The following is a 12,501-nucleotide window of genomic DNA, read 5'->3' as shown; positions in this document are numbered from 1 at the left end:
CCGAAGCTCCGACGATCCCACTGGCTGCGGCGCCCGGTCGGCGAGACCTGAGCGCGGCTAGGCTGCGCGGGTGCAGATCGCCGTGACCGGATCCATCGCCATGGACCATCTGATGAGGTTTCCGGGCAGGTTCGCCGAGTCGTTGGTTGTCGAGCAGTTGGACAGGATCTCGCTGAGCTTCCTGGTCGAGGATCTGCAGATCAAGCGCGGTGGGGTCGCGCCCAACGTGTGCTTCGGACTGGCCGCGCTCGGCCTGAGTCCACTATTGGTCGGCTCGGTCGGGGAGGACTTCGCGGAGTATCGCGCCTGGCTCGACCGGCACGGAGTGCTGACCTGGCCCATCCACATCTCGCAGACCCAGCACACGGCTCGATTCGTCTGCACCACCGATGCCGACAATGCGCAGATCGGCTCCTTCTACACCGGGGCCATGGCCGAGGCCCGCCAGATCGAACTGGCGCCGATCGCCGAGGTCACCGGCGGTCTCGACCTGGTGATGATCTCTCCGAACGACCCGGAAGCGATGCAGCGGCACACCGAGGAGTGCCGAGCCCGTGGCTACCGGTTCATCGCCGACCCGTCGCAACAGCTGGCCTGGCTCGACGGCCCGGACATCATCCGGCTCATCGAGGGCGCGGACTATCTGTTCTCCAACGACTACGAGGACACCCTGATCAGCCAAAAGACCGGCTGGTCGCACGACGAGATCGTGTCCCGGGTTGGCGTGCGGGTGATGACCCGCGGTCGCGACGGCGCGCGGATCGAGATCGCCGGGCGGCAGCCGATCGAGGTGCCGATCGCGCCGGAGACGACCAGACTCGACCCGACCGGGGTCGGGGATGCCTTCCGGGCAGGCTTCATCGCCGGGCTCTCCTGGGGCGTCTCGCTGGAGCGGTGCGCGCAGGTCGGCTCGTTGCTGGCGTCCTATGTGATCGCGGTCGTCGGCACACAGGAGTATCGCTTCCACGGCTCCTTCGGGCGACGGTTCGCTGCGGCGTACGGTCCTGAGGCGGCTGCGGAGATCGCACCCCACCTGGCAGAGTTGCGGCTGTGATCGAGTCCGCAGGCGCGAGCGATGCCGCCGAATCGGCTGCCGTGGCGCCTGGGGCGCGACCGCGGATCGTCATCACCTACTGCACGCAGTGCCGCTGGCTGCTGCGAGCGAGCTGGGTGGCGCAGGAGCTGCTGACCACATTCACCACCGATCTGGGGGAGATCGCCCTGCGGCCTGGTGTCGGTGGCGTGTTCACCGTCGAACTGGACGGCGAACTGATCTGGGACCGCAAACGCGACGACGGCTTCCCCGATGTCGCTCCGCTGAAGCGGCTGATCAGAGACCGGATCGATCCCGAGCGCTCGCTGGGCCACTCCGACCGGACTCATTGACCTTCCCGCCCGCACCCTGTGACCCGCCGGTCCTATGGTTGGAGACGTGACCGAGGAGACCCGAGAGCCCTTCGTTCCCGTCGATGAGAACTGGGAGCGCGCGCTGTGCGTGGTGGCGCATCCAGACGATCTCGAGTTCGGCACCGCAGCGGCGATCGCGCGCTGGACCGATCAGGGCAAGACCGTCGTGTACGCGATGGTCACCAGTGGTGAGGCCGGCATCGATGCGATGTCGCCGGACGAGTGCCGTACCGTTCGAGAGGCCGAGCAGATCGCCTCGGGACGGGTCGTGGGCGTCGATGTGGTCGAGTTCCTCGGCCAACCGGACGGCGTGCTGGAGTACGGCGTCGCGCTGCGGGCGGTGATCTGTGCCGCCGTGCGTCGTCACCAACCCGAGATCGTGATCACGAACAACTTCCGGCCAAGCTGGGGCGGGCAGTCGCTCAATCAGGCCGATCACATCGCCGTGGGCATGGCCACCCTGGACGCGGTACGCGATGCGGGCAACCGCTGGGTCTTCCACGACCAGATCGCCGACGGGCTGCAGCCGTGGGGCGGGGTCAAGCAGGTCTGGGCAGCCGGCTCGCCGGACAGCCGGCATGCCGTCGACACGACGGCCACCTTCGACCGGGGCGTTGCGTCCCTGGAGGCGCACCGCGCCTACATCGACGGTCTTGGCTGGGAGTTCTTCGATCCGCGGGAGTTCCTCGAAGGCGGTGCTCGTCAGGCGGGCACCCGGCTCGGTGTGCCGATGGCCGCGCCGTTTGAGGTCTTCCCGATGGGCTGGGGCGAGTAGCCGACCGATGGGATGGGTCGAGTAACCGTCCTGTGACCTGGCCGAACGGGGTCACAACGCTTCGATCACGACACGACACGCCGAGTCGGGGAAGCAGACCGAGTGTCGGAGCGGCCGTGTAGCGTATGTCTTGCTTCGAACGCGATTTCGATTCAGTTGCTTGGGGAAGACCTGGTCGAGAGCGCGCTCGAGGTGCCGCAGTGATTCGCGCCTGCGGGCCCGGGTTTGCCCCGGCGCGGACGGACCTCGACCCCCGTGCGTGCCGGGGCTCCCGATGACCTCGGTCGATGTGATGGGATCTTCGAAGGACCGCCGGATAGCCTCGACCCTGGGCTCTGCCGTCCGTCGACCAGCCCTGAGGAGGACTGAAGTGCCGGACCTGCATCGTCGCCGTTCCGTGTCTCAGACGCGCTTGAGCGAGATCCTGGTCGCTGCGCTCGACGGATGGAGTGTCGACCACCCCGGCCGAGAGGTGGTCGACCTGGGCGGTGGCACCGGCGGGATGGCCATCGGGCTGGGGGAGCGCGGTTATCGGGTCCGAGTGGTCGATCCGAGTCCCGATGCTCTGGCGGCACTGGGCCGACGGACCGCGGAAGTGCACCTGAACGACAGCGTCAGCGGGTTGCAGGGGGATGCCACCGACCTGGTCGAGGTCGTCGGCGCAACCAGCACGGATCTCGTCGTGTGTCACAAGGTGCTCGAGGTGGTCGACGATCCCGGCCAGGCATTGGCTGCCATCCGTACCGTGCTGCGACCCGGTGGGGCGCTGAGTCTGGTGGTCACTCAGCGGCATGCGGCGGTCTTGACCCAGGCGATCGGCGGGCACATCGCGCAGGCGCATCGCACCTGGGCTGCGCCGGGGATGTTCGATCGTGATCAGGTTCTCACCTTGGTGCGGCGGGCCGGCTTCGAGGTCGTGGCGACTCGCGGTGTCGGGGCCATCGCCGACCACGTCGCGGAGTCGGTGTTGGACTCCGAGGCGGGTGCCCATGCCGAACTGCTGGCCTTGGAGGCGGCGGTGGCGACCGATGCCGCCTTCCAGGCGCTGGCGCCGTTGTTGCATGTGTTCGCCTTGCGCTCGTCGTAGTCGGTCGGTGCTCCGGCGGTGGGCCCGCGCTTGGCTGCGGGCTGTTGGTGCGGGTCGCCGCTGTTGTGCCGCCGCCTACCCGGTAAATCGAATATGTGTACGATGAGGTGGTGCGCGACGACAGAGCGAGCCGGATCATCATGCATGTCGACATGGACGCGTTCTATGCCTCGGTCGAGCTGCGACGCCGGCCTGAGCTGCGCGGTCGGCCGGTGATCGTCGGAGGCTACCCGCGAGGTGTGGTGTTGTCGGCGACCTACGAGGCGCGGGCCTTCGGGATCCGCTCGGGCATGGCGTCGGGCCAGGCCGTACGGCTGGCACCCAATGCGGTGTTCCTCGATCCCGACTTCGACAGCTATACGGCAGTATCGGCCGGGATCGCGGCGGTGTTTCGATCAGTGACCTCGGTGGTGGAGTCGGCCTCGATCGACGAGGCATACCTGGACATCACCGGTGCGCTGCGCATGTTCGGCTCCCGCATGGGCATGGGCATGGGCATGGGCATGGGTGTGGGCAGGAGCGGGGGCGAGGGGTGGGGGCAGACACCCGCCGGGATCGGGGAGTACGTCCGTGCGGTCGTGGCCGACGAGCAGCAGATCGCCTGTTCGGTCGGCATCGGGCCGACGAAGTTCGTGGCCAAGGTCGCTTCCAAGCAGGCCAAGCCGGACGGGCTGGTCGACGTGCCGCCCGACCGGGTCGAGGCGTTCCTGCATCCGTTGCCGGTCGAGGCGATGTGGGGCGTGGGTGCGAAGACGGCCGAACGGTTGCACAATCTGGGCATCAACACCATCGGGGAGTTGGCGCATACGCCGCGTGGTGGGCTGCGCCGTACGTTCGGTCCGCACGCCGGCGGCATGCTGCGCGAGCTGGCGTGGGGTCGCGACGGGCGCCAGGTGGTTGCCTCCGAGCCGGAGCGCAGCATCGGCTCGCAGGAGACCTTCGGTGCCGACAGCGACTCCGATGCGGTGATCCGCCGCGAGCTGCTCCGGATGGCCGACAAGACCGCCGGCCGGATGCGGAAGGCGTCCCTGGTCGGGCGGACAGTGACCATCTCGGTGCGCTTCGCCGACTTCGCCGACCTGACCAGGTCGATCACCTTGCCGTCTGCGACTGATGTGACCGAGGAGATCTATGCCGCTGCGCTGGGTCTGTACGAGCGGTTGAGGCTGGATCGGCCGCGGATCCGGCGGGTGGGGGTGCGGGTCGAAGGGCTCGTGCCGATCGAGAAGGCCTGTTTGCAGCCGACTCTGCTCGAGCCGGAACTGGGCTGGCGCGACGCCGATCATGCCGTGGATGCCGCGATCGGCCGGTTCGGTTCCGGAGCAGTGCGCCGGGCGGTCCTCACCCAGCGGATCAGCCGACCGCCGGCTCCGGACTGGCAGCCTCGCAGCTCGCGATCCGAGGGCGGCTGACGCTGGCTCGCAGGGTGGATCCAGTGGCTGGACCTTGAGGAAAGATGAAGAGTTCCACCAGGGATGGGCCCTGGATCGACTCCGTTACCACACTGGAGTTTCCCTGGACACGCGTGACACATACACTGGCGTCACGAATGGCGGTGCTCTCGGCAGTTTGTTCGGTGGTCCGGGATCCTTGCCGAACACCAGGCGCGTACAGTGAGAGTAGGCGCACGACGAGACGTGGGAGGTGGCCGATGGCCCTCTCAGAAGAGGAGCAACGGCTTCTCGATCAGATGGAGGCGGCGCTTGCCGCCGAGGACCCGAAGCTGGTTAGCACCCTGCGCGGAACCGGGACCCGCAAGATCCATCGGCGACGGGCCGCTACCGCCGGGGTCGGGTTCTTCCTCGGTTTGGGGCTGCTCGTCGTTGGGCTGTACCTCATGTCGGACGGCCCGATCGGCTTCGTCGCGTTGAGCCTGGTCGGCTTCGCCGCCATGGTCGCCTCGGCCGTCACGGCGATCTATGCCTGGCAGCATGTCGGTCACGCTGCGCCGGATCAGGGCCGCGACCGGCCCCGCGCCCAGCAGGGCACGTCGTCCGACGGCAGCTTCATGGACAAGATGGAGGAGCGCTGGCGTCGTCGCCGCGACGAGTCAGGCTTCTGAAACTCCTGGACAGCCGTCGGTGAGCACCGTCTCCCGGCGGCTGTCGCATGTCTGCCTGGTTGGTCCACGGTCGTTTGTGGCCCGCGGGCGCGAGCCGTGCGGAGGTTCCGTCTGGCTTGTGGTTGTTTGTGGCCCGTGGGCGCGAGCCGTGCGGGAGTTCCGTGTGGTCTGTGGTCGTTTGTGGCCCGGGGGCGGCAGCCGTGCGGAAGTTCCGGCTGACTTGTGGTTGTTTGTGGCCCGTGGGCGCGAGCCGTGCGGAAGTTCCGTGTGGTCTGTGGTCGTTTGTGGCCCGGGGGCGGCAGTCGTACGGAAGTTCCGCCTGGTCTGCGGTCGTCTTTGACCCGCGGGTGCCAGCCGTGCGGTTCAATGCTCCGGCTGACTATGGTCGTGCGTGGCCCGCGGGCGCGAGCGGTGCGGAAGCTCCTCCTGGCCCCGGGTCGTTTGTGGCCCGCGGACGGCAGCCGTACGGAAGTTCCGCCTGGTCTGTGATCGTCGTTGGCCCTCGGCGCAAGAGCATCAGCCCCGACCGGGGAAGTGCTGGCGCCACTCGGGATTCCAACGGGCCGGTGGCTCGCCGCCCATCGCACGGATCGCATCGGCAACGCGGCGAAGCGTCTTGGCGGGATCTCGGTAGATGCCGAGCGAAGTCACGGTGACGATCTTGTATCCCTGGCGCTCCAGCTCCTCGCGTCGGTCCTGATCCGAATCACGCTGCTCAAGCTCGCCGTGCTGCTCGCCGTCGTACTCGATGATCAGCTTCAACGCTCGATAACAGAGATCGAATCGCCGTCCCCACTCACCGTCGAACTCCCGCAGGATGACCCTGATCTCCGGCTCGGGGAACCCGGCGAGCACCAGCAGCATGCGCAGCCGTGACTCCATCGGCGAATCCACGCCCGTCCTGATGTAGTGCAGTGCCCGTCGGGCCACGCGTACGCCGTTGCCGGCCATCCGATCGACTGCTTTGGTCAACGACGCGAGACTGGCCCTCTTGCGTTTGAGCATGGCATCCCCAGCGACAACCAGGTCAACCAAGCCGACGCCTGCGCTAGCGAGTTCGCAAAAGACCTGGTCAGGAGACGAGAGCCGGATGCCGTTCTGGGTTTCGATGCGTCCGATCAGCTCGATCGGACGATGTGACAGGATGCCCCGGCAGCGATTCCGTCGGGCGTCACGGTCAACGGTGATGTGGATGCGCCCGTCCTTGGGAACCGGGATTCCCCACAGTCCCGCGGCCGTGTGATGACTGGCATATGCAGTCGCCGACTTGGTCCGTGCGATTGCGGCCTTGGCGCGTACCTCCATGGTCAGTGCCATCGTCGAGCAGAGATAGGTGTCGTAGAAGATCCGTTGATATGCCGAGGACAACAGCTCTCGCGTCGAGATGCCTGCCGCTCGGGCATCGGCCCGGCTGAACGGTGACCGGGGATTGAAGGGGATCGAATCCAATGATGTCGTCATACCCAGATACATAAGGATGTCGGCGAAAATCGACCGCGACTATCCACAGGGCATCGGAGCATCAGTCTGGGTTGTGGATAACTCGCCGGAAATCACCTCCTAGGGCTGAGGTGGTCGCTACGGCTGGCGCCCGCGGGCCACGAACGATCGCGGGCCGGGCGGGGACTGGGGTACGGCTGGCGCCCGCGGGCCACAAACGACCCCGGGCCGGGCACAATTCCGGTACGACTCGCGCCCGCGCGCCACAAACGACCCGGGGCCGGGCACAACTCCGGTACGGCTGGCGCCGGCGGGTCACAAACGACCAGCAGCCCGTCCGACCCGAAGTGGATCAGAGTCAGCGCCGCCGGAAGAGGGATTTCGGTGCCAGGTTCGCCAGCAGCCGACGCCAGCGGGATTCGGGGGCCAGGCCCCGGCGGATCTGGTGGGTCACCACCGGCAGTTCGCCTACGTCGTCGAGGTCGTCGGCTTCGAGGGTGCGGGCATAGCGACCGCGTTCGACCAGGACCGCGACCCGGCCGATCGCCTCGGACTCCGGGGGCTCGAGCCGACCACCTACTACCGCCCCGATCGTGCGTGGCGAACCGGGCGGCCAGGTGCCGCCATAGTCGATGACCGTATCCCGCAGTTCGGCCCAGGCGTCTTCCACCTGCTCCTCCGGTGCCTGGTCACCGGAGAGTCGCGCCGCACGCCGCCGGACTCGCAGCGTGGCCGGCGTCGCCAGAATGGCGAGCACCAGCAGCGTGATGCCTGCGACGAGCAGGTTGCGGCCCCACGACGAGCCGGTTTCGGTGTCCACCGCCAAAGGGTCGTCCGATGCTTCGGCGGAGGGTGCCACGCTCTCGTCCGAGGCGTCGGAACTCGGCTCGTCGGTCGGTGTCAGCGTCTCCGAATCGTCCGGTGAGTCGGACTGGGGGAGGGTCCACGAGGGCGGCGCACCGGTCACGGTGGACGGCGTCGGCTCGAACCGCACCCACCCCTGTCCGGCGAAGAACAGCTCGGGCCAGGCGTGCATGTCATGGATCGACACTTCCCAGGTGTCTCCCTCGGTGCGCTTGCCGGGCAGGAATCCGACCGCGACCCGGGACGGGATGCCGACGATCCGCGCCATCATGGCCATCGAGGTGGCGAACTGCTCGCAGTAGCCCTCCCGGTCGCGGAGCAGGAAGTTCTGCAGGGCCCGATAGCCGCTGCCCGGTTGGGGATCGGTGCTGTAGGTGAACTCCGAGCTGCGGAGGAACTCCTGGATCGCCCACGCCTTCTCCGCGTCGGTGTCGGCGTCCTCGGTCACCTCGCGGGTCAGGTCGATCAGATCCTCAGGCAGGTCCGGCGGCACCTCGGAGGTGGTGTTCTCGTCGGGCGGGGTGCCGGCCACCGCGCGGGCCAGAGTCGCGGCACTCGGCTCAAGGTCTCGGCTCTCGACCGTGTAGGTCAGGTTGCGGATCGCGTCGGTGCGGTTCCCCGTCCGGGCCACGGAGAGCATCACCAGTGAGTTCGGGTCGTACGCCCAGTCGCCGCTCACCCGCACTGTGCGCGGCGCGTACGGCAGCGGCAGATATTCCGAGCCGAAGTCGAGGATCGAGACCTCGGTGGTCCGCGGTTCGCCGGGCTCGCCGCTGACCCCCGGGATCACCGACAGCCGGGTGCCGCTCTCCAGCCGCATCTGCACGTTGCTCCAGCCGCCGGCGTCGAAGGACGGCAGCGAGGCCATCCGCAGGTAGAGTCCGCCGGGGCGATCCGAGGTGTAGTGCAGCACGACGCTGTTCTCGCCCTGCTTGAGGTTCCGGCGCAGATCCAGGGTCGGGTCGGTCAGCTGCAGCGGCCCGCCGCCACCGGGGCCGTTGCCGAGCGACAGCCCGGGCACCGTCAGCGTCGGCAGCGCCATGCCGAGCACCGCGGTCGCGATCAGCGCCGGCACTCCGATCAGAGCGGCGGCTCGCCAGACCACGGCGGTCGCGCTGCCATACCCTTCGGCGGAATCCCGGGAGAGCCCGCGAGTCCACCGCCCGGTCCGGTTCAGGCCGTCGGCGATCAGGATGCCGAGATAACCCAGTGCCAGGCAGAGAAACGCGCTGATCCAGGTGTCGGTCGGCAAGCCGAGAGCCGGTACGGCGAAGGCGGCGGCCGGTGGCATGATCCCCCACGCCGGACGGTCCAGGCCGCTGACGACGAGGTCGGTGAGCACGAACAAGACACCGATCACCGAGACGAAGATGATCTTGACCCCGGGATCGGCGTCCATCGGTGCCACCGATGTCTGCATGTGCTCGACGCCTTGGGCCCACAGCTCGGCGTAGTGCGCATACCAGGGCACGCCCCGGTTCGGAGTGAGCGAGCTCAGCACGAACAGCATGACGACCAGCAACACCACCTGGGCGCCGACCACGAAGCCGGGAGTCAGCCGCGCTCGCCGCATGCCGACGGTTGCCCCCGCCAGCACCAGCACCAGCAGCCAGGACTGGCCGAGATAGGTGTCCTGGGTCAATGGCTGGGCGGTCAAGCTGATCAGCAGCACCGCGACCGCCGAGGCGATGACCAGCCGGTCGCTGGCCCGGATCATGATCGTGCTCCGATCGCCGCCGCACCCAGCCGGTCCAGCCCGGCCCAAGCCTCGGCCACGCTCATTCCTCGCCGTACGCCGACGACGCGCCACTGGTGCTGGACGAGGATCTCGGTGGCCAGCTCGTGCTGGCTGCGCGTCCGCTCGCTGGTCGGCTCATCGCTGAAGGTGTCGACGTCGAGCACCATCGCCAGGCCCTGCGCGCGGTTGCGCCGCAGCCGCAGCAACGAGTTCGCATCGGACGGCGTGAGTCGACCCAGGATCGCCACCACCAGCTGGCCCGCCTTGTCCACGTCGGCGGCCTGGACGGCATAATGCAGGCTGGTCGTCTGCCGCGGCCGCAGATCGGTCAGCCGGCCGATGGCCAGATCGCTCGACGCGGAACTGTGCTGGCCGAGATTGCCGGAGATGTGCATCGAGCCATCCGGCTCGTAGATCTCGACCCCGAATCCGTCGTCGAGGAAGTGCACCGCGACCGAGGCCGCGGCCGAGACGGCCCACTCGAGCGAGCCGTGCATGCCGCGGCCGGCATGGCAGCCCGACCGTACGTCCAGCAGCACGCTGGCAGTGGGGTCCCACGCCTGCTCCTCGCGGCGCACCATCAAGTCTCCCCGGCGGGCGGTGGATCGCCAGTGGATGCGTCGCCGGTCGTCGCCGTGCCGATACTCGCGGATCAAGACGTCGTCCTGGCCGGTGATCCCCACCCGGTGCGGGCGCGACTCACCGGCACTGCCGGCACCGCCGGCCGATCGCATGGCCGGCAGGACCTCCACCACGGGGGTGATCATGACCTCGCTGGTGGCCTGGAAGTGCCGGTCCAGCTGGACCAGTCCGAACGGGTCGCTGGTTCGGACCAGCAACGGCCCGGTGTGGAAGCGACCGCGTACCCGACCCAGCAGCGGATATTCGATCTCCCGCCGCCAGGTCAGGTCGGCCTTGTCCACCGAGAATCGCGGCCGGTTGCCCAGCTCGGGCGGCACGGAGTCCTCCAGCAGCAGAATGCCGGCCGGCAGTCGACCCTCCTGGCGGAGGGCGATCCTGCCGCGCAACGGCGAGCCCAACGGTGCCCGGGCCGGTTGAACGCTGCGTTCGCACGACAGTCGCAGCCGGGCCCGGGCGACCAGCACGGCCGCGATGATCGGCAGCACCAGCAGGAGCAGGCCGACCCGCATCAGGTCGCGCTGCCCGGCGATCATGGCGGCCAGCACCACCAGCAGCCCGATGACCAGGAACGCATGGCCGCGGGCCGTGAACAGTCGCCAGGGTCTGCGCATCTCGGTCCGCCCGGTCCCGTCGTGTCCGCCCGCGGCTAGCGGTGGTCGGGTAGGTGTACCGAGGCGATCAGATGGGCGACGATCTCGTCGACCGTACGCCGGGAGATCTGAGCATCGGCCGACGGCAGCACCCGGTGTGACAAGACGGTCGGCGCCAGGCCGGCGACGTCATCGGGGCTGACGTAGCCGCGCCCGCCCAGTGCCGCCAAGGCTCGGCTGGCACGCAGCAACTGCAGCGTGGCCCGCGGGGAGGCGCCGAGCCGCAGCTCGCGACTGTTCCGGGTCGCGTGGACGATCTGCACCAGGTAGTTCTTCACGGCCGGGCTCACGTACACGGTCTTGACCGCCTCGATCAGCCCTTGGACGGTGGCCCCGTCGGTGACTGGTTCGAGGGCGGCCAGGGGGTCGGTGGTGCCGTGCGACTCGAGCATGGCCAGCTCGGCAGCGTGGGTGGGATAGCCGATGGCGACCCGGGCCATGAACCGGTCCCGTTGCGCCTCGGGGAGCGGATAGGTGCCTTCCATCTCGATCGGGTTCTGGGTGGCGATCACCATGAACGGCAACTCGAGCTGATAGGTCGTGCCGTCCACGCTGACCTGGCGTTCCTCCATCGACTCCAGCAGTGCGGACTGAGTCTTGGGTGAGGCGCGGTTGATCTCGTCACCGACCACGATGTTGGCGAAGATGCCGCCGGGCTTGAACTCGAAGTCGCGGGTCTCCTGGTTGAACACCGACACGCCGGTGATGTCGGAGGGGAGGAGATCGGGGGTGAACTGCACCCGGCGGACCGAACAGTCGATCGACCGGCCCAGTGCCTTGGCGAGCATGGTCTTGCCGACCCCCGGCACGTCCTCGACCAGCAGATGGCCTTCGGCCAGCAACACGGTCAGCGCCAGGTCGACCGCCGGTCGCTTGCCCTCGATCACCGACTCGATCGCGGTCCGGACCCGGCCCATCACCGAGACCACGTCATCGAGCGTCAATTCTCCGGTGGCCAGGCCGGCACCGCTCCGCTGGTAGCTGAGTGTCACGCGGCCTCCCGCCTCCTCGCGTCCGGTGTTCCCCGACCGGACAGGTCTCCTCGCACCCTACGTGCTGGGAGGGTGGTGTTAAACGACGACCTACTGCGCGGCACCCGCGCACGCGCCAGGCTGCCTTGTCGGTCGTCGCGGATAGAACCCAACCGCCCGCACGGGAGCAACCAACCCAGATCCAGCCTCAACCAGTGCCCAAGTGGAGCGAAGTGGAGTACAGTGGCGCGAAGTGGAGGAGATAGGGCGTCAGGTGGAGCGAGGAGGTGGGGAACGGGATGTTCCTCGGCACTCACACACCTCGCCTGGACGAGAAAGGACGGCTGATCTTGCCCGCGAAGTTCCGTGACGAGCTGGCTGCCGGCCTGGTCATCACGCGAGGGCAGGACCGATGCCTGGCCATCTGGCCGATGGAGACCTTCATCGCTCAGACCGCCGATCTGCGCAACGCCTCCTCCAGCAGCAAGCAGGTCCGGGACTACCAGCGGATGCTCGCCTCGGGAGCGTCCGACGAGGTGCCCGACAAGCAGGGGCGGATCACCATCCCGCCGCACCTGCGGGCCTATGCCGGTCTCGACAAGGAGTGTGTCGTGGTCGGCGCGATGAACCGGGTGGAGGTCTGGGATGCGGCGTCTTGGAACACCTACTCCACCGAGCAGGAAGCGGAGTTCGCCGATCTGAACAACGAGGGTTTCCCAGGGCTCTGAGCCCGTCCTGGGAGATGTCACACATCGGCTCGAGAGAACACGACAGCGCGTGCGGCGAGGCTTCAACCCGCAGGTCCGTTTGCCCTGGCACACCTTCCCCGGTGCCAGGTCAGATGAGGCGGGTCTCGGGTTGAAAC

Annotated in this window: 11 protein-coding genes; 7 read left to right on the top strand and 4 right to left on the bottom strand. The window is 68.2% G+C overall.

The genetic code is table 11. The annotated features are described in order from the left end of the window. Positions 1–70 precede the first annotated feature (70 nt). From MLP_RS20035 to MLP_RS20010, 6 genes are all read left to right on the top strand, one after another. A complete protein-coding gene (locus MLP_RS20035) occupies positions 71–1,054 on the top strand; it encodes a carbohydrate kinase family protein (RefSeq protein ID WP_013864996.1) in 984 nt (327 codons plus the stop codon). Further along, positions 1,051–1,386, top strand: coding sequence for a SelT/SelW/SelH family protein (locus MLP_RS20030; protein WP_013864995.1), 336 nt, complete (start codon positions 1,051–1,053; stop codon positions 1,384–1,386). The genes MLP_RS20035 and MLP_RS20030 overlap by 4 nt, the downstream gene beginning before the upstream one ends. Before the next feature lie 34 nt (positions 1,387–1,420). After that, entirely contained in the window at positions 1,421–2,182 is a 762-nt protein-coding gene (locus tag MLP_RS20025) for a PIG-L deacetylase family protein (protein ID WP_013864994.1), read from the top strand. 397 nt (positions 2,183–2,579) lie between these two features. After that, complete coding sequence (locus tag MLP_RS20020; RefSeq protein WP_231851355.1) at positions 2,580–3,269, top strand: methyltransferase domain-containing protein; 690 nt, start codon at positions 2,580–2,582, stop codon at positions 3,267–3,269. A 110-nt stretch (positions 3,270–3,379) separates the two neighbouring features. Then, complete coding sequence (locus tag MLP_RS20015; protein WP_231851354.1) at positions 3,380–4,681, top strand: Y-family DNA polymerase; 1,302 nt, start codon at positions 3,380–3,382, stop codon at positions 4,679–4,681. A gap of 239 nt (positions 4,682–4,920) precedes the next feature. Further along, positions 4,921–5,331 carry a DUF3040 domain-containing protein gene (locus MLP_RS20010; protein WP_013864991.1) on the top strand — a complete coding sequence of 137 codons (411 nt, stop codon included), beginning with the start codon at positions 4,921–4,923 and terminating at the stop codon, positions 5,329–5,331. Between the two features lie 516 nt (positions 5,332–5,847). Here MLP_RS20010 and MLP_RS20005 read toward each other — a convergent pair. The 4 genes from MLP_RS20005 to MLP_RS19990 form a co-directional block, all read right to left on the bottom strand. After that, positions 5,848–6,792, bottom strand: a complete 945-nt coding sequence (locus MLP_RS20005) for an endonuclease domain-containing protein (protein WP_172641604.1) — start codon at positions 6,790–6,792, stop codon at positions 5,848–5,850. A 337-nt stretch (positions 6,793–7,129) separates the two neighbouring features. Beyond that, the gene (locus MLP_RS20000; RefSeq protein ID WP_013864989.1) at positions 7,130–9,352 is read right to left on the bottom strand and encodes a transglutaminase family protein; all 2,223 of its coding nucleotides are present in this window, start codon (positions 9,350–9,352) and stop codon (positions 7,130–7,132) included. Beyond that, positions 9,349–10,626 (bottom strand): DUF58 domain-containing protein, encoded by a 1,278-nt coding sequence (locus MLP_RS19995; protein WP_013864988.1) that lies wholly within the window; start codon positions 10,624–10,626, stop codon positions 9,349–9,351. Before MLP_RS19995 ends, MLP_RS20000 begins: the two co-directional genes overlap by 4 nt. 35 nt (positions 10,627–10,661) lie before the next feature. Beyond that, complete coding sequence (locus MLP_RS19990) at positions 10,662–11,582, bottom strand: AAA family ATPase (protein WP_083844046.1); 921 nt, start codon at positions 11,580–11,582, stop codon at positions 10,662–10,664. Positions 11,583–11,935: 353 nt separating this feature from the next. Here MLP_RS19990 and mraZ point away from each other — a divergent pair, with 353 nt between their 5' ends. Continuing rightward, positions 11,936–12,364, top strand: a complete 429-nt coding sequence (gene mraZ, locus MLP_RS19985) for a division/cell wall cluster transcriptional repressor MraZ (protein ID WP_041790358.1) — start codon at positions 11,936–11,938, stop codon at positions 12,362–12,364. Positions 12,365–12,501 lie beyond the last annotated feature (137 nt).

This window comes from Microlunatus phosphovorus NM-1, assembly GCF_000270245.1.
GTDB classification, from domain to species: domain Bacteria; phylum Actinomycetota; class Actinomycetes; order Propionibacteriales; family Propionibacteriaceae; genus Microlunatus; species Microlunatus phosphovorus.
This window is presented reverse-complemented; position numbering and strand designations above follow the sequence as displayed.